At 70.0% G+C, this 25,947-nt stretch carries 19 protein-coding genes; 10 read left to right on the plus strand and 9 right to left on the minus strand.

Annotated features, from left to right (window positions below):
* Positions 1-326 precede the first annotated feature (326 nt).
* A complete protein-coding gene (locus ENSA5_RS28445; protein WP_181198242.1) occupies positions 327-1,592 on the minus strand; it encodes a hypothetical protein in 1,266 nt (421 codons plus the stop codon).
* Between the two features lie 25 nt (positions 1,593-1,617).
* Between ENSA5_RS28445 and ENSA5_RS28450 the strand changes: the two genes are divergently transcribed.
* The 4 genes from ENSA5_RS28450 to ENSA5_RS28465 all read left to right on the plus strand — a co-directional run bounded on the left by ENSA5_RS28450 (position 1,618) and on the right by ENSA5_RS28465 (position 6,127).
* Complete coding sequence (locus tag ENSA5_RS28450) at positions 1,618-2,121, plus strand: hypothetical protein (protein WP_181198243.1); 504 nt, start codon at positions 1,618-1,620, stop codon at positions 2,119-2,121.
* Between the two features lie 348 nt (positions 2,122-2,469).
* Positions 2,470-4,317, plus strand: coding sequence for a hypothetical protein (locus ENSA5_RS28455; RefSeq protein ID WP_106394857.1), 1,848 nt, complete (start codon positions 2,470-2,472; stop codon positions 4,315-4,317).
* 151 nt (positions 4,318-4,468) lie between these two features.
* The gene (locus ENSA5_RS28460; protein ID WP_258183039.1) at positions 4,469-5,428 is read left to right on the plus strand and encodes a DNA-methyltransferase; all 960 of its coding nucleotides are present in this window, start codon (positions 4,469-4,471) and stop codon (positions 5,426-5,428) included.
* A gap of 9 nt (positions 5,429-5,437) precedes the next feature.
* Complete coding sequence (locus ENSA5_RS28465) at positions 5,438-6,127, plus strand: hypothetical protein (RefSeq protein ID WP_106394859.1); 690 nt, start codon at positions 5,438-5,440, stop codon at positions 6,125-6,127.
* 142 nt (positions 6,128-6,269) lie between these two features.
* On the opposite strand, the gene ENSA5_RS28470 is transcribed toward ENSA5_RS28465, so the two are convergent.
* Positions 6,270-7,265 carry an NAD(P)-binding domain-containing protein gene (locus tag ENSA5_RS28470; RefSeq protein ID WP_106394860.1) on the minus strand — a complete coding sequence of 332 codons (996 nt, stop codon included), beginning with the start codon at positions 7,263-7,265 and terminating at the stop codon, positions 6,270-6,272.
* Entirely contained in the window at positions 7,262-9,013 is a 1,752-nt protein-coding gene (locus tag ENSA5_RS28475; protein ID WP_106394861.1) for a 1-acyl-sn-glycerol-3-phosphate acyltransferase, read from the minus strand. Before ENSA5_RS28475 ends, ENSA5_RS28470 begins: the two co-directional genes overlap by 4 nt.
* 50 nt (positions 9,014-9,063) lie before the next feature.
* Between ENSA5_RS28475 and ENSA5_RS28480 the strand changes: the two genes are divergently transcribed.
* On the plus strand, positions 9,064-9,747 hold the full coding sequence (locus ENSA5_RS28480) for a peptidylprolyl isomerase (protein WP_106394862.1): 684 nt from the start codon (positions 9,064-9,066) through the stop codon (positions 9,745-9,747).
* Between the two features lie 48 nt (positions 9,748-9,795).
* On the opposite strand, the gene ENSA5_RS28485 is transcribed toward ENSA5_RS28480, so the two are convergent.
* Complete coding sequence (locus ENSA5_RS28485) at positions 9,796-12,912, minus strand: DEAD/DEAH box helicase (RefSeq protein WP_106394863.1); 3,117 nt, start codon at positions 12,910-12,912, stop codon at positions 9,796-9,798.
* A 123-nt stretch (positions 12,913-13,035) separates the two neighbouring features.
* Here ENSA5_RS28485 and ENSA5_RS28490 point away from each other — a divergent pair, with 123 nt between their 5' ends.
* On the plus strand, positions 13,036-14,025 hold the full coding sequence (locus ENSA5_RS28490) for an FAD-dependent oxidoreductase (protein WP_106394864.1): 990 nt from the start codon (positions 13,036-13,038) through the stop codon (positions 14,023-14,025).
* 117 nt (positions 14,026-14,142) lie between these two features.
* Here the strand turns inward: ENSA5_RS28490 and lpdA are convergent, their stop codons facing one another.
* The 3 genes from lpdA to ENSA5_RS28505 are packed head-to-tail and all read right to left on the minus strand — an operon-like array spanning position 14,143 to position 19,633.
* Positions 14,143-15,567, minus strand: a complete 1,425-nt coding sequence (gene lpdA / locus ENSA5_RS28495; RefSeq protein ID WP_106394865.1) for a dihydrolipoyl dehydrogenase — start codon at positions 15,565-15,567, stop codon at positions 14,143-14,145.
* Between the two features lie 39 nt (positions 15,568-15,606).
* Positions 15,607-16,842, minus strand: a complete 1,236-nt coding sequence (gene odhB / locus ENSA5_RS28500; protein WP_106394866.1) for a 2-oxoglutarate dehydrogenase complex dihydrolipoyllysine-residue succinyltransferase — start codon at positions 16,840-16,842, stop codon at positions 15,607-15,609.
* 40 nt (positions 16,843-16,882) lie between these two features.
* A complete protein-coding gene (locus ENSA5_RS28505) occupies positions 16,883-19,633 on the minus strand; it encodes a 2-oxoglutarate dehydrogenase E1 component (RefSeq protein ID WP_106394867.1) in 2,751 nt (916 codons plus the stop codon).
* A gap of 91 nt (positions 19,634-19,724) precedes the next feature.
* On the opposite strand from ENSA5_RS28505, the gene ENSA5_RS28510 reads away from it, so the two are divergent.
* The 4 genes from ENSA5_RS28510 to ENSA5_RS28525 all read left to right on the plus strand — a co-directional run bounded on the left by ENSA5_RS28510 (position 19,725) and on the right by ENSA5_RS28525 (position 23,898).
* A complete protein-coding gene (locus ENSA5_RS28510) occupies positions 19,725-20,945 on the plus strand; it encodes a pyridoxal phosphate-dependent aminotransferase (RefSeq protein ID WP_106394868.1) in 1,221 nt (406 codons plus the stop codon).
* Between the two features lie 35 nt (positions 20,946-20,980).
* Entirely contained in the window at positions 20,981-22,072 is a 1,092-nt protein-coding gene (locus ENSA5_RS28515) for a hypothetical protein (protein WP_106394869.1), read from the plus strand.
* A 10-nt stretch (positions 22,073-22,082) separates the two neighbouring features.
* Positions 22,083-23,156, plus strand: coding sequence for a hypothetical protein (locus ENSA5_RS28520; RefSeq protein WP_106394870.1), 1,074 nt, complete (start codon positions 22,083-22,085; stop codon positions 23,154-23,156).
* Between the two features lie 61 nt (positions 23,157-23,217).
* Entirely contained in the window at positions 23,218-23,898 is a 681-nt protein-coding gene (locus ENSA5_RS28525; protein WP_106394871.1) for a hypothetical protein, read from the plus strand.
* Positions 23,899-23,930: 32 nt separating this feature from the next.
* On the opposite strand, the gene ENSA5_RS28530 is transcribed toward ENSA5_RS28525, so the two are convergent.
* Both ENSA5_RS28530 and ENSA5_RS28535 read right to left on the minus strand, forming a co-directional pair.
* Positions 23,931-24,497 carry a hypothetical protein gene (locus tag ENSA5_RS28530; RefSeq protein WP_106394872.1) on the minus strand — a complete coding sequence of 189 codons (567 nt, stop codon included), beginning with the start codon at positions 24,495-24,497 and terminating at the stop codon, positions 23,931-23,933.
* Between the two features lie 26 nt (positions 24,498-24,523).
* Positions 24,524-25,903 carry a monooxygenase gene (locus ENSA5_RS28535; RefSeq protein ID WP_181198245.1) on the minus strand — a complete coding sequence of 460 codons (1,380 nt, stop codon included), beginning with the start codon at positions 25,901-25,903 and terminating at the stop codon, positions 24,524-24,526.
* Positions 25,904-25,947 lie beyond the last annotated feature (44 nt).

The raw sequence follows: 25,947 nt of genomic DNA on the forward strand, positions 1-25,947 counted from the left end.
CTCCATCCCCGTCCCCGTCGCCATCCCCGTCCCCGCTCGTGCCCGAGGTGCCGGACTCGTCGCCGACGGCCGACTCACCGGAGTCATCGGACTCGGGCGGGACGCACGCGGCCCCCACACAAAGCAAAACAACTGCGGAGATCGTCGAGCGAGACATCGTCCCTGATTAGCATGCAATCGCGGTCGCGGGCTACGGCGACGCGACCACGCCCCACGGGGTCCCGATCATGATCGAAATCGAGTGAACATGGCCCGACAGTCCGCTCGGCTTGCACAGCGCGCGGGGGCTCGAGCTGCGGCGCGGCGTCGACCGCCGCGCGTGCGCGTCAGTCATCGACCCGACAGACCTCGTCGGTGTCGAACTCGGCCTCGTAGTCGACGCCCTCGACCCCGAACCCGCGCGTGCGCGCGTAGGCGGCCATGAAGCGATCGTAGAGGCCACGATCGAAGCTGTCGCCCGGTTTGAGCGCCTCGAAGCGGCGCGCGAGCTCGTCTTGGATCTCGGGCTGGAGCTCGCGGTCGTCCATCCGGATCAGCTTGTCGGCGTCGGGCTTGGGCTCGGCGTCGAAGAAGTGCTCGTTGAACATCCGGCGCATGCTCGTGAGCGGATCTTCGTGACGCTCGCGCATGATGTCGAACAGCAGCGCCAAGTACAGCGGGACCCCGGGGATGCCGCCCGAGGCCTCGGTCACGACCGCGGGGCCCTCGACCGCGAACGCGCGGCCTTCGACGGCGCGAAGGAGCACCGACGACAGCGCGCGGGTCGTGAACTCGAGGTCGGCCTTGGCCAGGCCGATCAGCCCGTCGCGGTAGAGCGGAGCGTTGAGCGGGCTGCCGCGGTAGGAGATCGTCAGCAGCGTGTGGCCCGGGGCGAGCAGGTCGGCCTCGAGCAGATCCTCGATCCAGGCCTCGACGACGCGCCCGCCCATGACCCAGACCGTCGACACGGCCTCTTCGGGCGTGCCCTTGGCGACCGCGAGCTCGAAGATCTGCGGCGGGGTGTCGCCGTCGGGGCCGCCGAAGGTCTTGATCGTGGCCGACTGGCCGAGCGGCTTGAGCATGCTCGACACGGTCTTGCCCGTGCGCGGATCGAGCCCGCGCGGGGCCGCGAGCGCCCAGACCAGCCCGTTGAGCTTGCGGCCCGGAAAGCGCGCGTGGAGGCTCTCGATGACCGACGCGCGCGCGACCGGATCAAAAGCATCGGCGGTCCGCGAGATCGCCGTACGCCCGAGCTTTCGCAGCTCGCGCTCGATCGCGACGTTGCGGTGCCACGCGGGCGAGCCGATCTTGCGGACCTTGTTGCTGCTCTCGGGGTTGGGCGCGGCGTCGAAGCTGACGTTGATCGTGTCGGCCCCGTGATCGCAGGCCAGCGCGACCCGAGCGGCGCTGCCAAACCCGCCAGACCCGCCGACGATCAACCACAGACCACCGTCGTCCGGATCCTCGACGGTCCTCGACCCGCCCGCGGCGGCCCGGGCGACCATCTGCTCGGCCTCGCGTTGGGTGCCGATCGGATGGAAATTACCGGGGAAGATGACGTTGCCCGCGGCGCGCATGAAGCGAAATTGGAACTTGGGGAGGGCGAGCTTCATCGCCCCGGCGTGTACCATGAAAGTCGTGGCTCGGCGCCCGCACAAGCTGGCATGGCTCATGAGCTCCGTGCTCGTGTCGGTGGTCGGGTGTGGCGACGCTCACTGGGATGCGGTGAGGTGGCCCGGCCAGGGGCTCGGGCGTCCGCCCCAGCCAGTCAGCGAATCGACCGAGACGGGCATCTCGCTGCGCGCGAACGCGATCGAGTGGGAGCCCGAGGCCGTCGTCGTGGAGCTCGAGATCGAGAACCGCGACCCAGCGCCCCTGACCGTCGAGCGCGCCGCGATCTTGCTGGCCTGGAACGAGCTCGAGTACCCCGTCGAGCCGCCCGAGCGCGACGGCCCCGTGCAGCCGCCGGTCATCGAGGTCGAGGGCAACCAAAGCGCGAGCGTGCGCCTGCGCTACCACCTCGGCCGCGCGCTCACGGGGCCGGGCGCGCGCCTGCTCCTGCGCGCGAGCAGCCGCGGTGGCCGGGCGATCGTCGAGCTCCCGCAGCTCGAGCTCCCGGCGATGCCCGCGCCCGCCAGCTAAGGCCGACGAGGGCGCGGGCGGCCGAGCGCCATCACGAACAGTCTCGCAGGACCGACGGCCTCGGTGGACTGTGGGTCACCCGGTCCAAAGACTCCGAGCTGCCCCACTGCACCACTTCGACGGCAGCGCGTGGTCGGTCGTCGAGCTCGAGGATCCCGTGGAGTCGCTGCCCTCCGACGCTGAGCTCATCGGCGCGCCCGAGGGCGTGATCGTCCACAGCGACTCCCTGACCCAGCAGTACCGCTGGGGCTGCCCGATCTCGGCTGGCTGAGGGTCCCGGACCAGCGTCGGCGGCCCAGCCCGTGGCCGCGACGCTCGGGCTGTCCGACGGCTGAGGTAGCATGCTCCGTGCGCTCCTGGCTGCAACACGCCGTCGTGCTCGTGGGCCTCACCCTCGGGTGTGCGGCCGACGACCCCGTCAAGCTCGTCAGCGACATCGACCCGGGCCTCGTCATGCTCGGCTCGGCGGCGTTTACCGACGGGGATCATCTGACCGAGATGGTCGTCCACGAGGGCCACGTGTACGCGGCCAACAGCTGGAGCGGGATCGGAGCCCTGCGGCTCGAGGACGACGGCGGCCTCACGGTCACGGACCACGGCGACGAGGGCTTCGGGGCCACGCGCTGCACGACCTTGGCGCTGCACGCGGCCTCGGACACCCTCTACTGCAGCGGCGACAGCCCCCCGGCGACCGACCCCGATCAGCCCCGGATCGAGCGCTTTGATCTGAGCGAGCCGGGCCGACCGGTCAAGCTCGATCCCTTCTTGATCGTCCACTGGTCGGTCCGCGACGTCGCGGTCGCAGGTGACACGCTGCTCATCCACCAGTTCGACGACGGCCTGTGGACCGCGAAGATCGGCGCCGACGGCCAGCTCTCGGAGCTCCAGCGCGCCCCCCTCAAGGGCAACGCGCGGGTCAGCGTCGCCGTCGGGGAGCGCGTGGTCACGGCCTTCGCGGGCCCCGCGGGTCAAGGCGCGCAGCTGCGACTGCTCGATCCAAACACCTGGGAGGAGCTCGCGCGCCTGTCGTTGGACGGGCCGCCTTTGGGTCTGAGCGCCGACGCAGACGGGCAGCCGCGCGTGGTCGTTGGGCTCGGCTCGGGCGGCATGGCGCTGGTCGAGGTCGGCCCGGCTTCGCTGACGCTGACCCGGACCCTCACGCCGCCCGCGGTCGTGACCCACGGGATCGTCAGTCAGGGGCTCGCGTTTGCGATCACCCTCAGCGGCGTGTTCGCCTATTCGCTCGACGGGGTCGAGGACGGCGACGAGCCGCACATGTTCGCCTTCGGTGCCGAGGGCACCAAGGGCGACAAGCGCGAGGGCAACATGCTCCACGGCCTCCTCCACGACGGCGAGCTGCTGACCTCGGACTGGACCTGGATCGAGCGCTGGCGCGTCGATCCCGACGGAGAGATCGTCGCGCTCGACATCCCCCGCGGCGTCCACGTCGGCCCCGAAGGGTCGATCCACTGGCAGCTGCGCAACCCCGGGCCCGTGCCCCTGCGCGCCGAGTTCTGGTATCGCCGCGAGCACCTGTTCGAGGTCGACGTCAACGCCAGCGGCCTGACCAAGGTCGAGCTGAGCCCGGAGCTGCGCGCGAAGTTCGAGGCCGACGAGCCGACGAGCCACCTCGCCATCCGCATCCACGATCCGAGCGTCGCGCGCGAGGGCCAGCCGCTCTCGACCAGCTCGTTCACGATCGTCCAGCGCGAAGCCGACGACCCCGTGCCGCCCGCGATCGGCGATCCCTTTCCGACCGTGACCCTCGCCGACGAGGACATGGAGCTGTTCACGCTGCCGCTGGCCGAGCCCACGCAGACGATCTGGCTGACCTACGACTGCGCCTTGATGTGGCCGCAGCTCGAAGACCTCGCGTGGCTCGAGCAAAGCGGCCGCGATCTCGGGCGCGGAACCCCGATCGTGATCACCGACGTCGACCTCTACCTCAACCGCTTCGCCAACCACTGGGCGATCGAGAACCTGCCCACCGGTCTGTGGGGCCCAACCGCGCCCCCCGAGGTCGCGGCCGCCAACGCTGCCTACGGCGACGAGCTCCTGCGCACCTTCGTGGTCGAGGAGCTGCCGGCCGGCTCCTCGACCTCTGACTACGTGATCGACGAGGACAACCAGATCAAGTCGCTCGAGCGCATGTATCGGGGCCCGTGGACGCTGGCCTTGCCCTGGCCGTGGGATTGACGCGCTGCAAGGACGCGCAGTGAACAGGCGCCCAGAGGCACGGCGCCCTAGCAAGCCGAACCCGGTCGCGCAACAAATTCACACTCGCGGGCCCCGACCCCGGATGTGCCCAAAACTCGGCCGATCGCGACGCTGCACCCAGCATCGGCCCGTGGCTCAAGCAAAGCGCGCGACGAAGAAGACCAAAGCCAAGACCACCGCGGCCAAACGCGCCAGGTTGCCCGCCGGCCCGAGCGCCCGCGTGCGCAAGGTCGAGGCCGAGGCCGAGGCCGAGTCGCAGGGCCCGCCGCCGGTCCACGAGCGCGAGTGGTGGCGGTCGGCCGACGACCGCGCACGGCTGATCCAAGGTGACAGCCTCGAGATCCTCACCGAGCTGCCCGAGCACAGCTTCGACGTCATCTTCGCCGATCCGCCCTACTTCCTGAGCAACGGCGGGACCACCTGCCAGGCCGGCAAGCGCGTGAACGTGAACAAGGGCAAGTGGGACGCGAGCATGGGCGCGCAGGACAACCACGCCTTCAACAAGCGCTGGCTCGCGGCCTGCCAGCGGCTCCTGACCAAGAACGGCACGATCTGGGTCTCGGGCACCTCGCACGTGATCTACTCGGTCGGCTTCGCCCTCCAAGAGCTCGGGTTCAAGATGCTCAACGACGTGGTCTGGGAGAAGCCCAACCCGCCGCCCAACCTCTCGTGTCGCTACTTCACCCACAGCACCGAGCTGGTCTTGTGGGCCGCGCGTGACCGCAAGAGCAAGCATCACTTCGAGTACGCCGAGATGAAGCAGCGCAACGGCAACAAGCAGATGAAGAACGTGTGGCGCTTCACCGCGCCCGGCAAGTCGGAGAAGACCCACGGCAAGCACCCGACCCAAAAGCCGCTCAAGCTGCTCGATCGCCTGCTGACCGCGAGCTGCCCCGAGGGCGCGCGGGTCCTCGACCCCTTCAACGGCAGCGGCACGACCGGCGTGGCCGCGACCCGGCTCGGGCACAGCTACACCGGGATCGAGCGCGACCCCGAGTACCTCGAGCTGACCAAGGCGCGGCTGATCGCCGAGGTCCCCGAGTGGGGCGTCGACGCACCGATCGCCGCGCCGATCGCCGCGGTCGGCTGACTCCGTCCGATGTCGCCGACGCGAGCACGAAGCTGGGGGTCGCTGCTCGCGCTGACCAGCCTCGCCTGCCGGGCTCCCGACGCCCCGCCCAAGCCGCCGGACGGCGAGCCGGGCGTGGCCGCCGTGCCCGCGGCGAGCCCCGACCCCGCCGCGCCCGAGCCCGAGCCCGAGCTCGCGGGCAGCTTCACCCTCGTCGAAGGCGACGCCGCCAAGCAGCTGAGCTGGGCGCCGCCCGAGGGCCTCGTGTTCTGTCGCTGGTACGCCGAGCCCGAGCGCGGTGAGTACGTGTGGATCCGCCTCGGTCAGACCGCCGAACAAGACGGCGACGCCGGCCCGCGCCTCGACATCGACGTCTGCCGCCTACGCTCGGACGAGCACAGCAGCTACGCGCCGATGAACGCCGGGGAGCACGGCAGCCGCTGCGCGCCCGAGCCGGGCTTTGCGATCTGGTGGCACGAGGGCGAGGCCGCGTTCAACAACGGGACCGAGGCGAGCGCGGACAACTGCGAGCTCGAGCTCGACTACGACCCGAGCGCCGAGACCCTCGTCGGCAGCTTCGCCTGCGCCCCGCTCGGACCCGCGGCCCACGCGGGCGACGAGCCGGCGGCGGACGGGCAGACCGAGGGCGTCAGCGTGGTCGAGGGCCGCTTCGCCTGCCCGCTCCAGCGCATGCCCGCCAAGCCGAGCGCCTCGCCCTGAAGCTGAAGCACCCCTGGCGAAGTTTGTTCTCGAAGGTGTTTGGCGACGCGAGCTCTTTCGACGCGAGTTCGCCCAGGACCACGAGGGCGCAGCCGAGGCGCTCGGTTGACGGACAGTCTATTGGACTGCGGTCACGCGAGCATCACTCGCTGCCGACGTCGCGCCCCATCAGGCTCCGGACCGCCTCCGACGCCGTCAGCTCGCCGCCGACCATCGCCGCGATCACGTCCGCGAGCGGCGTCCGGATCTTCCGCCGCGTACCAAAGGTCGAGACCCGCCGCGCGACCTCGATGCCCTCGATGTTGCCCCCGGCCCGGAGCAGCGCGGCCCTCGGCGTGGCGCCCTCGGCCAGCGCGCGACCGAGCTCGAGCTCGGGCCGGTCGCTCCCGGCCACGGCCGCGAGCAGATCCCCAAAGCAGGCCAAGCCGCCGAAGGTGTCCGCCCGAGCCCCGAGCGCCATGCCGATCCGCGCGACCTCGGCCACGCCCCGGGTGGTCATGGCGCCGATCGTCGACGGGCCAAACCCGACCCCCTGCGCGAACCCGACGGTGAACAGCAACAGCCCGGTCAGCGCCGCCGCGAGCTCGACCCCGCGCATGTCGCTGCTGTCGTAGATCCGCAGCGTCGGCCCGCCGAGGGCCCCGCGCACGGCCTCGGCGACCTCGGGGAACTCGCTGCCGACGACCCCGGCCCCGGGCGAGGCGTTGGTCAGCACGTCGACGCTGATCGGCCCGGCGAGGACCCCCACCCGGCGACAGGGCGTGACCGTCTTGAGCACGTGGCTCATGGTCCGCAGCTCGTCGTCGAGCAGGCCGCGGCTGACGTGGACGAGCAGGTGGCGACCGTCGAGGTGACAGCCGGCCTCGCGGAGCATGTCTTCGGCGTAGCGCGAGGGCACGGCCATCAGCACGAGCTCGGCGGCGGCGACGTCGGCGAGGTCCGAGGTCACGCGGAGGTTGTCGAGCCCGAGCTCGGGGTCGCGCCGACTCCACAGCAAGACCTCGCCGGTCCGGGCCGCGGCCTTGACCAGCGCGAGGCCAAAGCGACCGCCGCCGAGGACCGCGACCAGCGGCCGCGGGCCCTCGTGGACGTGGTCGTCGTAGGGCCGGCTGACGCGCCCGGGCTCGACCTCGGTCATGGCAGCTCTCCTCCGCCGAACGCGGCGATCTCTCGCGCGGCCCGCTCGTCGCCCTCGCCCGCGATCCGCTCGGCGAAGGTCACGAGGCGGTTTTGATAGTAGAGCAGCAGCGCCGGATCCTCGATCACGACCTGGCCGTCGGCGATCCGGGCCATCGGCCGGGTGTGGTAGCCGTCCCAGGCCTCGAGCGCCCGCTCGAGCGCCCGCTCGGCGCTGTCGGTCTCGACGTAGGAGTTGATCTGGACCTCGCCCGCGCGCTGGAGCTCACGCAGGCGCTCACGCGTGTCGAGGTAGCTGCGGACATACTCGGCGTGGTCCCAGCTGATCTCGCCGCGCCGACGCACGCGGCCGAACAGATCCAGGCCCGGGGTCTCGCGCACGAGCCGACGAAACAACACGTGGGCGACCAGCTGCGTGGTCATGATCACCGTCTCGCGCCGATAGTGGCCGACGAGCTCGCGGCCGAGCTCGCGGGTGTAGGCGGCGTCGCGGACCGGGTCGAGGACCGGCTCGCCGCGGTGGGTCACGTAGCTGACCGGATCGATCACCCGGCCGTTGGGCGCGAGCGAGCGGCCGCGCTCGTCGACGCGGTTGCCGAAGGGATCGATCGCCGGCCCGTAGCGGAGCACGCACGCGGCCCCGTAGCTGGTCAGGCGGCGGAAGAACGCGAGCCAGCGGTCGAGCTGGGAGAACTCGTCGTCCTCGATGATGTAGCGGGCCTGGCCCTCCTCCTTGAGGTAGTCGGCGATCAGGCTCTCGGCCTCGAGCACGAGGGCGTAGTTGATCGTCACGGGCACGAAGAAGATCGGCGTCGGCGCCTCGCCGGTCTTGCGGGCCCGGATCGCGTTGCGGGCGAAGGCCTCGACCGCGGTCCCGGCCAGGCCGAGCTTGAGGTGGCGCTCGATCATGCCCGAGCGGCTGCGGGTCCCGCCGGGGAAGAACAGCGAGTGGTAGCCGCGCTCGATCATCACGCACGAGTAGGTCTTGAGCACCTGCTTGTAGATCCGCGACGAGATCCGCCGGTCGATCCGGTAGGCGCCGAGGTTGTGCATGAAGAAGGAGATGATCGGGTTGGTGAACAGGTTCTTGCCCGCGCCGTAGACGACCGGCGGCAGCTCCTCGCGCGCGAGGCTCTCGCCGATCGCGAGCGAGTCGAGGTTCGACGAGTGGGTCGGGACCACGATGACCGTGCCGACCCGCGACAGCGAGTGGAGCTCGTCGAGGTGGCCGGTCAGAGTCACGAGGCGCTCGGCCCCGACCTTGCCCGCGTTGATCGCATCGACCGCGAGCTGCTTGGGGTTCATGACCCCGGCGATCATCCCGGGGATGACCCGCTGCGCGAAGCTGTAGACCCGCGGGTCGAAATTACCGGCGACGTCGGTGGCCATCGAGTCGACGATCTGGCGCAGGCTCTCGCGCTGCTCGGTCTCGGTCATCCGCGCGAGCTTGCGGACGACGGTCTGCCAAAAGCCCAGCCACTCCCGGGCCTCCTCGTCGCGCTGCTTCTCGAGCCGCTTGATCTCACGGTGGGCGCTGTCGTTGAGCAGCAGCTCGAGCTCGCCGCGCCCCGACAGGCACTGGCCGACGACGCGGGTCGAGACCTCGCTGACGACGGCGTCGCGCTCCTCGTTGAACCCGAAGATCCGCGGGTCGTCGACCGAGGGCCGCTTGGCCAGCCACTGCGGGAGGCGGATCGGCTTGGTCAGGAGGTCGCGGATCCGCGAGCTCTTCGGGGCCGGTTGGGGCATCGTCGAGAGGATACATCGACGCGCGCGCGTGTCGGGGGTAGGCTGGCGCCGTGACCCGCGGACCCTTGCTCATCGCCACGATCCTCCTGGGCGCGGGGTGTGGCTCGGACCCCAGCGGGACCGAGGCGGGCGAGACGAACACCAGCGGGCCGAGCGAGACCGCCGAGGCCGAGACCGGCGCGACCGAGACCGAGACCGAGACCGGCGTCACCGTGATGGAGGCCTGCATGGTCGACACGCCGATCGTCGTGCTCGACACCAGCATGGGCACGATGGTCGTCCAGCTCGACGGCCTGCGCGCCCCGATCACCGTCGCCAATTTCGTCAGCTACGTCAGCAGCGGCTTTTACGACGGCACGATCTTCCACCGCGTCCTCAAAGACTTCGTGATCCAAGGCGGCGGCTTCAACCCGGGGCTCGAGATGAAGACGACGATGGGCCCGATCCCGCGCGAGATCGACCCAGACCTGACCCACGTCGACGGAGCGATCGCGATGGCCCGCCGCAACGAGCCCGACACCGCCGAGTCGCAGTGGTACATCACCGACAACGCGCAGCCTGGCCTCGACGGCGACTACGCGGTGTTCGGCGTGCTGATCGACGGCTTCGAGGTCCGCGACGCGATCGCCGACGTGCCGGTCGAGACCGTCGAGTTCATGGGCCAGGAGCTCGGCGGCGTGCCGGTCGAGGACGTGCTCGTCAACGCGGCGTACTGCGTTGACGCCTGGCCCTGACCTGGCCCTGACCTGGCCCTGACCTGGCCCTGGGCGCTGACGCCCGTCTCACTCGAGCAGCGCGAGCAGCTCTTCGCGCGTAATCGCGTGGGCACCCGCGGCGTCACCGACCGCCGTCTTGGCGAGCTGCCGCTTGCGATCCTGGAGGGCCAAGATCCGCTCCTCGACGGTCTCGCTGGCGATCAGGCGATGGACGATCACGGGCTTGTCCTGACCGATGCGATGGGCCCGGTCGGCGGCCTGATCCTCGACCGCCGGGTTCCACCACGGATCGAGCAAGAACACGTTGTCGGCCGCCGTCAGGTTGAGCCCGGTGCCACCCGCCTTGAGCGAGAGCAGCATGACCGGCGGGCCGGCGGGGTCCTGAAAGGTGTCGACGACGGTCTGGCGATCACGGGTCGCGCCGTCGAGGCGGTTGAAGGCGATGTCGCGCGCGCGCAGGACCGGCTCGATGAGGTCGAGGAGGCTGGTCCACTGCGAGAACACCAGCGCCTTGTGGCCCTCGTCGAGGACCGAGTCGAGGGTCTCGAGCAGGAGCTCGAGCTTCGAGCTTGATTGCAGCTCGCCCTTGGCCTGGGCCTGGGCCGCGCGGCCCCGCCCACCGGGCAGCAGCGCCGGGTGACACGCGGCCTGGCGCAGGCGCAGCAAGGCCTCGAGCACCTGCATCACGTTGGCGCCGCCCGACAGGCGCTCGACGACCTGCTCCTGGGTCGCGGCCCGCACGGCGTCGTAGGCCCGGCGCTCGTCCTTGTTCAGCTCGCAGCGCAAGACCACGTCGGTCCGCGGGGGCAGCTCGGTCGCGACCTCGGACTTGAGCCGCCGGAGCACGAAGGGCCGGATCCGTCGACGCAGGCGCGCGGCCGCGTCGTCGTCGCCGACGGCGATCGACTTGACGTAGCGATCGCCAAACTCGGTCCGGCCGCCGAGCAGCCCGGCCTGGAGAAAGTGGAACTGACTCCAGAGATCTTCGAGGTGGTTCTCGACCGGCGTCCCGGTCAGGGCGATCTTGAACTTGGCCCGGATTCGGTAGGCCGCGCGCGCGACCTTGCTGGTCGGGTTCTTGATCGCCTGCGACTCGTCGAGGACCGCGGTGTCCCACTCGCGCGCGCCGAGCTTCTCGATGTCGAGGCGCAAGATCGCGTAGGTCGTCAGGATCACGTCGGCGTCGGCGTCGAGGGTCCGGCCTGGGCCGTGGTAGACGCTCGCGCGCAGGCCCGGACGGAATTTCTCGATCTCGACCCGCCAGTTGTGCAGGACCGAGGTCGGCGACACGACCAGGTTCTGGCGGCGGACGCCCCCGTCGACGCCCGAACGCAGCACGCACAGGGTCTGGATCGTCTTGCCGAGGCCCATGTCGTCGGCGAGCAGACCGCCGAGCTCGACCTCGCGCAAGAAGCTGAGCCAGTCGACGCCGCGGCGCTGGTAGTCGCGCAGCTCGGCGCTCAGATCCTCGGGCAGCTCGGCCCGGGGGATCCGCTCGAAGTTGCCGACGAGCGCGGCGAGGCGGTCGAACTCGGGCGGCGGGGCCTGGTCCAGAGCCTGGGCGAGGGCGGCGAGGTCGAGGATCGCCGCTCGCCTCCCGCTGCCGTCCTTCTCGGCCGCGGTCGCCTCGCGAGCGGCGAGCAGATCCGCGACGAGGTGGCCGTGCTTGGCCATGAAGTCGGCGGGGATCCGGCCAAAGCCGCCGCCGAGCAGCGGGGCGAATTCCTCGCCCCCGGACCACGCACGCACGACCGCGACCGCGTCGGCCCTGCGCATCCCCCGGCGCGCCCGGCCAAGGGCAGCGCGCAGATCGTGGGGGTGGACGTCGTCGTCGAGGCTGCCGAACTCGTCGGGCTCGCCCTCGGCCTCCGCGCCCGGTCCGGACGCGCCCGCGGGCATGAAGTAGAGCTCGAACTCCCCGTCCTTGCCGAGGATCAAGGTGGGCTCGAGCGGCGCGGCCTCGAAGAATTCCGTGTGGGCGTCGCCCGCGAGCTCGATCCCGGCCTGGTCCTGCTCGATCACGCGACCGAGCTCGATCGCCTCGGTCGCGCCGAGGTTCTTGCGCACGCCGGGCGTGAGGTCGAAGCGCTCGCGCAGGCGCGCGCGCAGCAGCTTCTCGACCCGCAGATCTCGGACCGGGAGCTCGCGCGCGCCCTTCTTGCCCGGGCGATCGAGCAGGGTCAGGCGGTCGCCGTCGGCCCGGGCGATCGGGGGATCGCCGTAGACGATCGTCGGCAGGATCTGGAGGGCGTCACCCTCGCGCACCGTCGTGAGCTGAATGCGAGGGCGCATCTTCACGCTGCCGGGCAGGCGCGGGGTGTCGATCGTGACCGGCAGGGCCTTGCGGACCTCGGGCAGCAATTGCCCGACCAGCGTGCCGACCTCGCGGTCGTTGAACAGCTGCCCCTTGCGCAGGGCCTCGAAGCGACTCGCGGCGAGCCCGTGGGGGCCGATCGCGTGGATCGTGCGGCTGCGACGAAACGCGCCGTTCTCGAACAGCTCGTTGATCTCGGGGTCTTGCTCGACCCGGGCCAGGAACTCGCCGGTCTTGGTCTCGCTCACGCGCAGGCGCAGGCCCGCCGAGGGCTTGCCGATCTCGACCGGCCGGCCGTCGAGGGTCACGTCGACCACGCGCGTGAGGTAGTCGAGCACGTCGGCCATGAGCCCGGGCGGGATCTTGGCCTTGACCGCGGGGCCGAAGCGCTGCTCGAACGCGCGGTCGGCCTTGTCGGCGGTGAAGGCCGGCGCGTCCTTGACCTTGCCGCGCTCGAGCTTGGCGAGCGAAGCGGGCATCAGGACCTCGCCCGCCTCGCTGGTCAGCACCCGGCGCAGCTTCAGAGGGCCGCGGCGGCTGCGGAGGCGATAGCCGATGTGTGCGACAGGGCCGCGGTCCTCACCGGGCATCGAGAGGCCGCGCTTGCGGGCCTCGGCCAACGCGATCGCCGCGGCCGCGACATGCTCGCAGGCCTCGGTCCGCGCGTCGCAGTCGCAGTCCCAGTCGTCGGCCGTCGGCTCGAGCGTGACGGTCTGCGCAGGTAGCCCCGGCAGCGACTCGACCCGAAAATCGAGCTCGTCGCCACGGATCCGCAGCCCGTGGACCTTGCCCGCCCGCGCAGCCTTGACCGCGCGGGTCCACTGAGCAGGTGAGCAGCCGTCGCGGACGGTCTGGAGGTAGTCCTCCACCTGCGCCGGACATAGTCCCCTGACGCCTTTGCGGCAAATGCGCTTTTCGCGCAGCCTGGTCCGGGGCGAGCCACGGTCCCGTGATCAAAACAGCTGTGCGTGTCAGAGTCCGTCTGCGTCCGAATGAGCACCCCCGAGATCATCATCATTGGCGGCGGCGTCTCCGGTCTGAGCTGCGCCAGCGAGCTCGCCACGGCCGGTCGACGCGTGCAGGTGTGGACCGCCGCACCGCCGCACCAGACCACCTCAGCCGTCGCGGCGGCGTTTTGGTACCCCTACCGAGTCGACCCGATCGAGCGCGTCGGACCGTGGGCGGCGGCCAGCTACGAGCGCTTCGCGACGATCGCCGGAAACCTCGCCCTCGGGCCGACGGCCGGGGTCTACATGCGCGAGGCGCTCGAGGTCTTCGTCGAGCGCGTGCCCGATCCGCCGTGGTCGCGCTACGTCGACATGTTCCGCCACGCGGTGCCCGAGGAGCTGCCCGCGGGCTACGAACACGGGCTGGTGTTCGAGTCCCCGGTCATCGACATGCCGCGCTACCTGCCGTGGCTCGTCGCCGGGCTCGAGCGCCTCGGGGTCGAGATCGTGCCCCAAGCCCGGCCGCTCGACTCGCTCGCGCCGGCCCTCGAGCGCGCGCAGGTGGTCGTCAACACGACCGGCCTCGGCGCGCGCGAGCTCGTCGGTGACTCGCGCTTGTATGCGGTCCGCGGCCAGACCCTTCGGCGAGAGCGCGGCGAGCTCTCACGGGTGATCATCGACGAGCACGGACCGCACGGGATCAGCTACGTGATCCCGCGCGGCGACGACGTCGTGCTCGGGGGCGTCGCCGACGAGCGCGACGAAGACCTCGAGCTGCGGCCCGAGCAGAGCGCCGCGATCTTCGAGCGCTGCGCCCGGCTCGAGCCCGGGCTCGTCGACAACAAGCCGCTCGGGGCCAGCGTCGGGTTGCGGCCGTGTCGCGACGAGGTCCGGCTCGAGCAGGAGGAGCGCGACGGCCAGCTGATCGTCCATGACTACGGCCACGGGGGCGCGGGCGTGACCTTGTCGTGGGGCTGCGCCGAGGAGGTCCGCGATCGCGTGCAGAGCTGGCTGCAGGCGCGCCGAGGCGGTTGAACGCGCGCGAGCGCCTCGGCCGCCTCGAACACTCGCTGGAGTCGCAGCGAGGGATCGCCCGCCACGCCCGCGAGATGGCACACCGGCGCTGGCAAAACAAACACGGTCCCCCGTCGCTCAGAAATTGATCACGCGCCCCAAGACGTCGAGCGCCGCCTCTTTCACGGCCTCCGCCATGGTCGGGTGCGCGTGGATCGAGCGGGCGAGATCCTCGGCCGAGGCCGAGAACTCCACGGCCACGGCGATCTCCGCGATCAGATCCCCCGCCCGCGCGCCGATGATCGACGCGCCCAAGATCCGGTCCGTCTGCGCGTGGGCGACGATCTTGACGAAGCCATCGGTCGCGGCCAGAGCCTTGGCCCGGCCGTTGGCGATCAACGGGAATTTTCCAACCCGGTAGGGCACCCCGGCCTCGTCGAGCTCGGCGGTGGTCTTGCCCAGGCTCGCGATCTCCGGGTGGGTGTAGATCACGTTGGGGATCGCCTCGTAGTTCACGTGGCCCGGCTGCCCGGCCATGGTCTCGACCGCGCAGATCCCCTCGTGCTCGGCGAGGTGCGCGAGCATCGGGCCGGGGATCACGTCGCCGACCGCCCACACGCCCGCGACCTTGGTCCTGAACTGCTCGTCGACCGGGATGTGGCCCCGGCGATCGAGCTCGAGCCCGATCGCCTCGACTCCGAGCCCGTCGGTCATCGGCTTGCGACCGACGGCGACGAGGACCCGATCGCAGTCGATCACCTGCTCCTGGTCCCCGTCTTGATAGGTGACCTTGGCCCGGCCCTCGTTGGCCACGGCGCCGGTCACCCGGACGCCAAACTTGAAGGCGAGGCCCTCGCGCTTGAACAGCTTGAGCGCGGTCTTGCCGACGTCGTCCTCCATCGTCGGCAGCAGCTTGGGCATGTACTCGAGGATCGTGACCTTGGCCCCGAGCCGGGCCCAGACCGAGCCGAGCTCGAGCCCGATCACGCCCGCGCCGATGACCACGAGGTGCTCGGGGACCTCGGGCCACGCGAGCGCCTCAGTCGAGGTGCCCACGCGATCGCCCGCGCCGATGTCGAACTCGACCCCGGGGATCGACGCGACCTTCGAGCCGGTAGCGATCAGCACGTGCTGGCCCGCGATCGTCTGGCCGACGGCGCCATCCTCACCGACGACCTCGATCACGTGCTTGTCGCCCTCGCGCGAGCCAGTAAAGCGGCCGAGCCCCGTGAGCGAGGTGATCTTGTTCTTGCGAAACAGCATCGCCACGCCGCCGGTCAGCTGCTTGACGATCTTGTCCTTGCGCCCGAGCATCTTGGCCAGATCGAAGCTGAGCTGGCCGACTTCGATGCCGTGGACGGCGAGGCCCTCGTTGGCCTCGGCGTACTTCTCGGAGGACTCGAGCAGGGCCTTGCTCGGGATGCAGCCGACGTTGAGGCAAGTCCCGCCGAGGGTCTTGTCTTTCTCGATGCACGCGACCGAGAGCCCGAGCTGCGCGGCCCGGATCGCGGCGACGTAGCCGCCGGGGCCCGCGCCGATGACGATGAGATCGTAGCTGTCCATGGATGGCCTTGTCTGTGGGAGAAGCCAGGTAGTGAGAGATCAGAGGTCGAGGAGCAGCCGACGCGGATCTTCGATCGCCTGCTTGATGTGAATCAAGAACTGCACGGCCTCGCGCCCGTCGACGAGGCGGTGGTCGTAGGACAGCGCGAGGTACATGATCGGGCGGATCTCGACCTTGCCGTCGACCGCGACCGGCCGCTGGACGATGTTGTGGAGCCCGAGGATCCCGGTCTGCGGAGTATTGAGGATCGGGGTCGAGAGCATCGAGCCGTAGATGCCTCCGTTGGAGATCGTGAAGGTCCCGTCGGACAGATCCGAGAGCTTGAGCTTGTTGTCGCGCGCGAGCTTGGCGAGCCGACCGATCTCTTGCTCGATCGCCGCGAACCCGAGGGCGTCGGCGTCACGCACGACCGGCACGACCAGGCCCTTGCCGCCGCCAACGGCCACGCCGACGTTGTAGTACTGCTTGTAGACGATCTCGTCGCCGTCGATCTCGGCGTTGACCGAGGGGAAGGCCTCGAGCGCCGAGACCGCGGCCTTGACGAAGAAGGACATGAACCCGAGCTTGACGCCGTGGGCGTCGATGAAGTCCTGCTTGAAGGCCTTGCGGGTCTGCATGACCGCCGACATGTCGACCTCGTTGAAGGTCGTGAGGATCGCGGCCTCTTGCTGGGCGGCGACGAGGCGGGCGGCGATCGTCTTTCGTAGCGGACGCATCTTGACCCGACGCTCGCGCTCGCCTGCGGGCTTGGCCGCGGGCCTGGCCGCAGGCGCAGCCGCGGGCTTGGCCGCGGCGGCCCTTTGAACGTCCTCCTTCAGCAGCCGACCGCCCCGACCGGTGCCCTCGACCCCGGCGAGATCGACCCCGGTCCGCGCGGCCTCGGCTCGCGCGGCAGGCATCGCTGCGGGTTGGGTCGCGGGCTCGGCGGGCTCGGCGGGCGCGGGCGCGGGCTTGGCGGCCGCGGACTCGACCGCCTCGGCCTGCGCCGCCGCGTCGGCGGCGGCCCCGGCTTCGGCCTTGGCCCCGGCGGCCGCGCTCGCGCCAGCTTCGACCTCGAAGATCGCGTCGCCGACGTTGACGGTGTCGCCTTCGGTGGCGAGCTGCCGACCGAGCACCCCGGCGTCGGGTGAGGGCAGCTCGACGGTGATCTTGTCGGTCTCGAGCTCGACGACGGGCTCGTCGGCGGCGATGGCGTCGCCGGGCTGCTTGAGCCACTTGGCGACGATCGCTTCGGTGATGGATTCTCCGAGGGCGGGGACTTTGATGGTGGCCATGGTCACGGTCTCGCGGGTGGTGAGTGGGCTGGGAGGGCGGCTAGGAAAACGCTGCGTCGAGCAGGCGGGTGAGCTCGACCTTGTGAGCGTCGGGCGAACCGGTCGCAGGCGAGGCGCTCCCGACCCGACCGACGTACTCGATCGTGAAGCGCGACCCAACGAGCTCCTGCACGCGCGGCTGCATGAAGGACCACGCGCCCATGTTCTTCGGTTCTTCTTGAACCCAGCGCAGGCGCTTGGCGTTGGGGTAGCGGTCAAGGGCGGCCGCGATCTCCTCGCGGGTCCGGGTGAAGGGGTAGAGCTGCTCGACGCGGACCAGCGCGACGTCCTCGCGCCCGCGCTCCTCGCGGGCCTGGTCGAGGTCGTAAAAGACCTTGCCAGCCGAGAGCAGGATCAGCTCGACCGCGGCGGGGTCGGGCTTGTCGTCGTCGATCACGCGAGAGAAGCCGCGCTCGGTCAGGGCCTCGATCGGCGAGAACGAGGGCCGAAAACGCAGCAGGCTCTTGGGCGACATCAAGATCAGCGGCTTGCGCCACTTGCGAATGATCTGGCGGCGGAGCACGTGAAACAGCTGGGCCGGCGTGGTCAGGTTGCAGACCTGCATGTTGTCCTCGGCGCACAGCTGCAAGAAGCGCTCGAGCCGGGCGCTCGAGTGCTCGGGGCCCTGGCCCTCGTAGCCGTGGGGCAAGAGCAGCGTGAGCCCGGACAGGCGGTTCCACTTGTCCTCCGACGAGGACAAGAACTGATCGATGATGACCTGCGCGCTGTTGGCGAAGTCACCGAACTGCGCCTCCCAGATGATCAGCCCGTCGGGCGTGATCAGCGTGTAGCCGAACTCGAAGCCGAGGACCGAGAACTCGCTCAGCGGGCTATTGTAGATCGAGAACCGCCCGGTGTGCTCGCCGAGGTGCTGGAGCGGGCACCACTTGTCGCCGGTCACCGTGTCGGTGAACACCGCGTGGCGGTGGCTGAAGGTCCCGCGCTGGGCGTCCTGGCCGGTGATCCGGACCGGCGTGCCCTCGCCCAGGATCGAGGCGTAGGCGAGCATCTCGGCGGTCGCCCAGTTGAAGGGCGTCTCGCCCGCGGTCATCTTGCGCGACGCGTCGAGCAGGCGGCCGAGCTTGCGGTGGAGGTTGAAGCCCTCGGGCACGACGGTCATCTGCTCGCCGTAGGCGCGGATCTGCGCGGGCGAGATCTGCGTGTCGACGTCCTCGATCTCGACCTCCGGGCCGCCGAGATACTGCTTCCAGACCCCGTGCATGGGCGCGAAGGCCTGCTTGGGGTGGCTGGCTCGGGCCTCGTCGAGCGCGGCCTCGAACTCGGCCTCGAACTGCGCGCTCATGCGCTGGCACTCGGCCTCGGTCACGGTCCCGCGCTCGGTCAGGCGGCGCTCGTACTGAACGCGGACCGAGGGGTGGTTCTTGATGATCTCGTACATCTTCGGCTGGGTGAAGGTGGGGTCGTCACCCTCGTTGTGGCCGAACTGCCGGTAGCAGATCACGTCGATGATCACGTCACGATGGAAGGTCGCGCGCCAGTCGACGGCGATCCGCGCGACGAGGGCCGCGGCCTCGGGGTCGTCGCCGTTGACGTGGAAGACCGGGACCCCGAGGACCGCGGCGACGTCGGTCGCGTAGAGGCCCGAGCGGGAGTCGCGGGGATCGGTCGTGAACCCGATCTGGTTGTTGATGACCACGCGGATGACCCCGCCCGCGTCGTAGCCCTCGAGCGCGGCCATGTTGAGGGTCTCGGAGACGACCCCCTGGCCGGCGAAGGCCGCGTCGCCGTGGAGCGTGACCGCGAGGCTGGCCGCGCGCCCGAGCTTCGGCTGCGCGTCCTGGCGCGCGCGGACCCGACCCTGAAGGACCGGCGTGATCGCCTCGAGGTGGCTGGGGTTGAACGCCAGCGCGAGGTAGATCTCCTTGCCGCTCGCGGTCGTGTGGTAGCGGTGATAGCCGAGGTGGTACTTGACGTCGCCGGCCCCGATGTAGCTCTCGGCGTCGGTGTTGGAGAACTCCGAGAACACCTCCTTGGGGCTCTTGCCGAGGATGTTCATCAGCACGTTGAGGCGCCCGCGGTGGGCCATGCCGAAGATCACCTCGCCGACGTCGTGGGCCGCCGCGCCCTCGATCAGGCAGTCGAGCAGCGGGATGATGCTCTCGGCCCCGGAGATCGAGAAGCGCTTGGCGCCGAGAAATTTGCTGTGCAGGAAGTGGTCGACCGAGTCGACGTTGATGAGGCTGGCCAGGAGCCGGAGCTGCTCATCGTGCGAGGGCACGACCTCGTTGAGGCAGCTCTCCATCCGCGCCTGCAGCCACGCGCGCTCGGCCGGGTTGGGCAGCTGCCAGTACTCGACGCCGATGTGGCGGCAGTAGGTCTTGCGCAGGCGATCGATGATCTCGCGCAGCGTGGCCTTGCCCTCGACGAGGCCGCTGGTGTGGAAGTAGCGATCGTAGTGGGCCTCGCTCAGACCGTGGTGGGCCGGATCGAGCTCGGTGACGTCGGCCCGGCGCGGGCGCGAGAGCGGATCGATGTCGGCGCCGTGGTGACCGTGAAGGCGGTGGGCCTCGATCAGGTTGTCGACCCGAGTCTGGAGCGCGATCTGCTCGGCGTCTCCGGTCAGGAGCTCGGGGCTGAGCGCGGGCCGGACCGGGTTGACCGGCGGCGCGTGACCCTCGAACAGGATCGGCAACCACTGCGGATCGACCGAGCTCGGATCGCGCTCCCATGCCTCGTAGAGAGCCTCGAAGAAGGCCAGGTTGTGTATGCTGAGCGCAGCTTCGGCGTCCATGCGTGGGCGGGAGTGTACAGGTTGTGCTGCGTCACTCCCACTTTTGGCCTGCGCGAAAAGACCATCTCGTCCGTGATAGGCTCGGGGCGTGATGGACAGCCACCGCGACGTCCTCGCGACCCGAATCGCCGACTGCATCCTCGGCCAGCACGAGTCGTGGACCCGACGCATGTTCGAGCTCGGGCGCAAACTGCGAGCCGACGGCGGCGGACCAGTGTGGGATCTTTCGCTCGGCAACCCGAGCCTCGAGCCGCCCGCGCTCTGGGCCGAGGCGATCGTCGAGACCCTCCGCGACGAGCCGGTCGGCATGCACCGTTACATGACCAACAGCGGCTACCTCGAGGTCCGCGAGTTCATCGCCCGGCGCGAGGGCGCGCGCTACGGGCTCCCCGGCCTCGAGGCGACCGACGTGACCATGACCGTCGGCGCCGCCGGAGCGATCAACGTGCTGCTCAAGTCGATCGTCGACGAGGGCGACCGCGTGCTGGTCCCGGCGCCCTTTTTCTCGGAGTACGAGCACTACTGCGCCAACCACGGCGCGACCCTCGTCCCGGTCCCGACCGGGCCCGCCTTCGAGCTCGACGTCGACGCGATCGTCGCCGCGATCCGCGAAGATCCGGGCAGCGCGCGCATCCTGGTCCTCAACTCACCCAACAACCCGACCGGCGCGATCTACGACGCCGCCTCCCTCGACCGCCTCGCGGCGGCCCTGGCCGGGCTCGACCTGCCCCGGCCCCTGTGGGTCATCGAGGACTCGCCCTACCGCGACCTCGTCCACGACCCCTCGACCGAGGTCCCCTCGATGCTCGGGCGCTGGCCGAACACGGTCCTCGTCACCAGCCACAGCAAGGATCTCGGCCTCGCCGGCGAGCGGATCGGCTACCTGGTGATCTCCCCCGAGGCCCTCGGCCGTGAGCTCCTGCATCGGGCCGTGACCTTTTGCAATCGGACCCTCGGCTTCGTCAACGCGCCCGCGCTGATGCAGCGGGTCCTGCCCAAGGTCCTCGACCAGCCCGGCGGGCGGGTCGACGTCCGGGTCTACGCCGACAACTGCGCCAAGATGGCCGCTGGCCTGCGCGAGCTCGGCTTCGAGCAGCCCGCCCCCCAGGCCGGGTTCTTCCTGTTTCCGCGCCTCCCAGTCCATCTGCGCGAGGCCGGGGAGGTCGCGCTCACCGACCGCCTCCGGCAACAGCGGACCCTGGTCGTGCCGGGCGTGGCCTTCGGCGTGCCTGGCCACCTGCGCCTGGCGATGTGTGTCGATCCTCCCGTCGTGGATGGCGCACTCAACGCCTTTCGCGTCGTGTGCGCATAGCGCCTCAGACCTACACGTGGCACCCTCGCCTCGCCATGAGCGCCGGTAGCAAGAGCATCCAAGACGTCATGTCCCGTGACGTTGCGTACAGCGGCGAGGGGATCTCGGTCCGCTCCCTCGAAGACAGCATTCACAAGGAGCGCGATGTCCAGGACGCGAAGGTCTCGGAGCTCAAGGTCCTGCGCGAGCGCAACGTCGAGATCCAGACGGCGATGGGCGACGAGCTCAAGAAGCTGCGCAAGTTCAGCGACTACATCGACGGCACCGCGACCAAGGGCGGCTTCTTCGCCGGGTTCAAGGAGATCCTCTCGTACATCCCGGGCCTCAAGTCGATCGCGATCTCGAAGCGCTCGATCGAGGAGCTGCTCAAGCAGCAGTACCAGGTCTCGGCCACGCGCGTGAAAGAGGCGGCCGGCTACTGCGACGTGCTCAAGCAGTCGGAGCAGGAGCTCTACACCGAGATCAACCGGATCAACGGCAAGATCGTCGAGGCCGCCGAGAACGAGCGCCGGGCGCTCGAGTACGTGCTCGAGCTCCGGGGCATGCAAGAAGAGCTCGAGGCCGAGCTCCAGAGCGTCGAGGCCGGCAGCGTCGAGGCTCGCAAGATCGAGACCGACCAGGACCGGATCCGCGCGCTCCTGGCCGAGCACTCGAGCAACGTCCAGCTCTACGGCGCGGCCGAGAATCGCTACGCCAACCTCAAAGAGAACACCCGCAAGCTGGCCGAGACGATCCGCAACCTCGCCCAAGACATCCAGCAGTACACGACCGCCGCGAGCATCAAGCTCGACATGGCCTCGGCCCAGATCCAGGCGATCGGCCGGGCCGCCGACGCCTCGGTCGTGATGCTCGAGATGAAGAAGTCGCTCGACGTCATGACCGAGTCGATGAACGTGACCACGCAGTTCGTCAGCGACACCCAGATCTTCTTCCGCCAGAACCTCGACCGCCTCGTCGAGGAGCTCGAGACCTTCGACGAGGGCACCTCGCAGCTGCTCGACGAGAACCTCCAAAAGTCCAAGGAGATCGAGGAGGCGCGGATCCAGGCCGCGATCGACAAGGCCATGAAGCGCAAAGAAGAGGGCGGGGCCGGGGGCGCGGACGCGGCTGCGCCGAGCGAGGGCTAGCTTCATCCCCATGAACGAGCTCGTCACCCTTCACACCCAGGCCCTGCGCGGCGAGGTCGTCCCGGGCTACCTCGCCAAGCTCGCCCGGGGCCTGCGGGCGGCGCGGCTCAACAACACCTACCCCGATCGGCGTCGGGTCCAGGGCAGCCTCGAGGCGATGAAGCTGGCGATGGACGCCGGGATCTACGATCAGCTCTACGTCGACGCGCGCGCGGGCCTGCCGAACATGGCCAGCTTCACCCGGGTGCTCACCGATCACGAGGTCGCGGGCGGCTCGCTGTCGCGGATGAGCGACACCGCCCACTACGAGCAAAAGCGCGACGAGGCCGAGGTCTACGCCCGGCTGCTCGACAAGCGCCGCTACTTCGAGGCGATCGTCGGCAAGCCCCACGCCCCGCTCGACGAGCACCGCGTCCAGCTCCGCCGCCACGACCCCGAGACCGGGACCGCCGAGTTTCGCCTCGATCTGACCAAGCTCGACGCGAGCGGGCTCTACGTCCGGATCACGATCGAGCTGACCCAGGTCGCCTCGGCCTGGCGGCGCAAGGTCATCGACCTCGACTCCGACGGCGAGAGCGCCGCGGCCAACGAGGCCTTCCACGCGACCGTCTACCGCAACGCCAGCTACGACGCCGAGCACCTGTTCATCCACATGCACGACATCGAGGGCGTGAGCGTCGACCGGGTCCAGCGCGGGGTCATCGGCCCGGTCCTGTTTCGCCTCCCCCACGCGGGCGCGCCGATCGTCCCGGCCGAGCCCGAGCAGGGCAACCCCCGCCTCGCCCACGCGTGGCGGCGCTGGCTCGAGACCGCGACCAGCGACGAGCCCGAGCTCGTGCTGTGCTTCCAGACCGACATCGCTGCTCGCGACGTCCGCGAGGAGAAGAGCAACGATCCCCTCGAAGATCTGCTCTCGACCAGCATCCAAGACAGCGAGCGCGCCCGCTACCAGCACACCCGCGAGCGCTTCCCGTTCAAGGTCTTCAAGGATCGCAAGTTCGTGGTCACCCGCGGGGCCGAGGGCCTGGTCCGTGCCGTCTGCGAGGCGGCCGGAACCAAGAACCTGATCTACCGCCTGAGGTAGTCGCGAGTCACGGCCTCGAGTGCCACGTGACACGGCGCCGCGCTTCGGCAAAGCTGTCGCCATGATTTGCGCCCGCCTCCCCCGCTGGCTCGCCCCTGCCCTCACGCCCGCGATCGCTGCCGCGATCTACCTCGGCCTCCCGACCCCCGAGGCCGAGGCCGCCAAGCCTCAGCGCGGCGGCGGCTTCGACGAGGGCGGCTACATCATGCTCACGCCCGGCTCCTTGGTCCTGCCCTTCGCCGAGGACGACTTCACCGATCTCGATCCGAGCTTCGGCTGGGGCTTCGGCGGCGGCTACATGTTCGCCCGCGGCGAGCTGTTCAAGGCCACCCTCGGCGCGAGCTTCGAGCACACCGTCTTGGTCCTCGACGACTACGACTTCAAGGACTTCGGCGTCCACGTCTTGCGCTTCATGCCCGAGGCCAGGATCGGCCTCGGGACCAACAAGATCTGGGGCTACGGCCTGTTCGGGGCCGGCGTCGCCGGAGCGCTATGGTTCTGGGACTTCGACGTCCCCTTCTTGAACGACATCAACGGCGACGACTCCGCGGTCGGCTTCAACGTCCAGTTCGGCGGCGGCGTCCAGGGCATCGTCTACAAGAACCTGTTCCTCGGCGGCGAGATCGACTTCGACCTCGGCCTGTTCTACGAAGGCGACGCTGGCGACTGGCGCGGCAACGCCGACGACGACTTCTCGATCTTCCAGGTCGCCTTCGAATTCACCATTGGCTGGTATTTTTAGGCTTGGACCCGGGGGGGTTTGGTGCAACGGGGTCACGGGGGTGGCCGAGTTGCCGTGATCGCGACCAGGGTCCAGGCGTTGTAGCCGTGGTTGTGCAGATGCAGCACGACCGGCTCGCCCGCCGCGAGCGGCTCGTCGACGGTCCACTCGAAGCGCAGGACCTCCGGCGCGTTCGGGATCGGGACCTCGGCCTCACCGATCACGCGACCAGCGACGAGCACGGCGACGTGGGCGGTGGCCGGCGCCGCGGCGTCGAGCACGTCGTGCCATAGGTCGACGCTGAGGTGGTCACCCGGCGCGAGCGCGCGCGAGCTCGGCTGCGCGAGCGCGAGGTAGTTGCACACCCCGGTCTGGACCTCGAGCGTGCCGAGCTCGGCTCGCCAGGCGCCGACTGGGCAGTTGAGGGTCTCGGGTCGATGCGCGGCGAGGTCGTCGTCGGCCGCGTCGACGACGACCCAGGCGTCGAGATCGTCGACCTCGACGAGCGCGACCTCGAAGGGCTCGGGCTCGGTTTGCTGGACCTCGTCTTCGAGCGGGTCGGCGCAGCCTGGGAGCGCGCCGAGCAGCGCCCCGAGCAGCGCTCCGAGCAGCGACCTCATACTCGACGCGGGTCGGGCCTCGGCGCTCACGGTCGACTAAAGGCCGCCACGGCCAGGCACATCTCGTCGCGCGTGCCCTCGCCCCACAGGACGTCCTGAGGCTCGACGAGCTCGCCGTCGAAGATCGGCTGGTTGTTGACGCTGTTGTCCCACGTGCACTCGAGCCCGATCTTATCCCCAGGGTGAACGCGCAGCGGCTCGCGGAGCTCGAAGGCGCCCTGCCAGGAGAAGTCCCACCGGGGGATCTCGACCACGCAGGTGTCGCCGCCGTCGGCACGGACGATCGTCAGTTTGGCCCGGACCCCGAGCTGGTGCATGTGGAGGCCGGCGAAGTGCAGCAGCAAGTCGTCGCCCTCGGCGACCCCGGTCTCGGCCAGCGGGGTCGACCACAAGGGCGAGAACACATCGATCTGCGTCGCGTGAGTGACCTCGGGCTCGCCCGCGGGGATCAGCATCGGCTCCGATCCGACGACCCACTCGAAGTTGGTCAGAGGTTGGTTGACGAGCGGCCGCTCGACGGAGTCGGCGAGGCTGAGCTCGACCGCGCTCTGGTCGGCGACGGGATCGCTGGTCGAGGTGTTGTAGTGGACCTGGATGATCAGCGTCGAGCCGGGCTCGAGCCGGACGCCCGTCCCCTCGGGGAACGCCTGGCCGCGGCCGCCGGGCGCCCAGCTGGCGATCCAGCGCGCGCCCGGCAGACCCGAGCTGCCGTAGCAGGTGTAGCCGGGGCCGTCGTCCGCGGCGTCGAGCTGCGCGACCTCTTCGGCCTGGTCGGGGTCGGCCGCGAACGCGATCACGTGGTGGACGACGCTGCGCTGGTCGGGGAGCACGCGAAAGCCCGTCACCCACGGCTGTGGCCCGTCCCAGGCGACTGGGAAGCAGCGGTAGTCGTCGGGCTCCTTGGTCGGCGTGTAGGGCTCGGGCAAGCTGATCGTCACGTCGGGCTCGAAGGTCGGCGCCGGGTCTTCGGACGCGGGCGGCTCGTCGGCCGGGTCGCCCTCGGGCGCGCCCTCGGCCAGCCAGGTCAGCAGCAGCTCGCGCTCGTCGGCGTCGAGCGAGCGTGCGTGGCGATACTCGTTGCAGCCCGGCCCGGGCGGCCACGGCGGCATCGTCCCCGCCTCGATCGCGTAGGGCAGGACCGCGGCGGCCGCCGCGACCTCTGCGTAGTCGTCGAGCGAGAACGGCGCGATGTCGCCCTCGGTGTGGCAACTGGCGCACTTGCTGTCGAGGACCGCCTTGGCGTCGGCCCAGTAGGTGTAGGTCGGCTCGAGCTCCGCGCTCTCGCTCTCGCCCTCGCCCTCGCCCTGTTCACCCGCTTCGCTCGCGCTCGGTTCGCCACAGCCGAGCACGCTCGACACCGCGAAGACCGCGAGCGGCCCTCGCCTCCAAAAATTATCGTTCGTCATCGCTGCAAAGCCTAAAGCAGCGCGCGCTCCGATTTGGTGAAGAA

The organism is Enhygromyxa salina, assembly GCF_002994615.1.
In the GTDB taxonomy this organism is placed as follows: Bacteria; Myxococcota_A; Polyangia; order Nannocystales; family Nannocystaceae; genus Plesiocystis; species Plesiocystis salina_A.

Excerpts from the sequence above, each read along its gene's own strand:
- ENSA5_RS28515 (WP_106394869.1), top strand. The coding sequence starts at position 20,981 with ATGAGCGCCGGTAGCAAGAGCATCCAAGACGTCATGTCCCGTGACGTT.
- odhB (WP_106394866.1), bottom strand. The coding sequence starts at position 16,842 with ATGGCCACCATCAAAGTCCCCGCCCTCGGAGAATCCATCACCGAAGCG.
- ENSA5_RS28475 (WP_106394861.1), bottom strand. The coding sequence starts at position 9,013 with ATGCCCCAACCGGCCCCGAAGAGCTCGCGGATCCGCGACCTCCTGACC.
- ENSA5_RS28505 (WP_106394867.1), bottom strand. The coding sequence starts at position 19,633 with ATGGACGCCGAAGCTGCGCTCAGCATACACAACCTGGCCTTCTTCGAG.
- ENSA5_RS28520 (WP_106394870.1), top strand. The coding sequence starts at position 22,083 with ATGAACGAGCTCGTCACCCTTCACACCCAGGCCCTGCGCGGCGAGGTC.
- ENSA5_RS28535 (WP_181198245.1), bottom strand. The coding sequence starts at position 25,903 with ATGACGAACGATAATTTTTGGAGGCGAGGGCCGCTCGCGGTCTTCGCG.
- ENSA5_RS28530 (WP_106394872.1), bottom strand. The coding sequence starts at position 24,497 with ATGAGGTCGCTGCTCGGAGCGCTGCTCGGGGCGCTGCTCGGCGCGCTC.
- ENSA5_RS28490 (WP_106394864.1), top strand. The coding sequence starts at position 13,036 with ATGAGCACCCCCGAGATCATCATCATTGGCGGCGGCGTCTCCGGTCTG.
- ENSA5_RS28525 (WP_106394871.1), top strand. The coding sequence starts at position 23,218 with ATGATTTGCGCCCGCCTCCCCCGCTGGCTCGCCCCTGCCCTCACGCCC.
- ENSA5_RS28465 (WP_106394859.1), top strand. The coding sequence starts at position 5,438 with ATGTCGCCGACGCGAGCACGAAGCTGGGGGTCGCTGCTCGCGCTGACC.
- ENSA5_RS28470 (WP_106394860.1), bottom strand. The coding sequence starts at position 7,265 with ATGACCGAGGTCGAGCCCGGGCGCGTCAGCCGGCCCTACGACGACCAC.
- lpdA (WP_106394865.1), bottom strand. The coding sequence starts at position 15,567 with ATGGACAGCTACGATCTCATCGTCATCGGCGCGGGCCCCGGCGGCTAC.
- ENSA5_RS28445 (WP_181198242.1), bottom strand. The coding sequence starts at position 1,592 with ATGAAGCTCGCCCTCCCCAAGTTCCAATTTCGCTTCATGCGCGCCGCG.
- ENSA5_RS28510 (WP_106394868.1), top strand. The coding sequence starts at position 19,725 with ATGGACAGCCACCGCGACGTCCTCGCGACCCGAATCGCCGACTGCATC.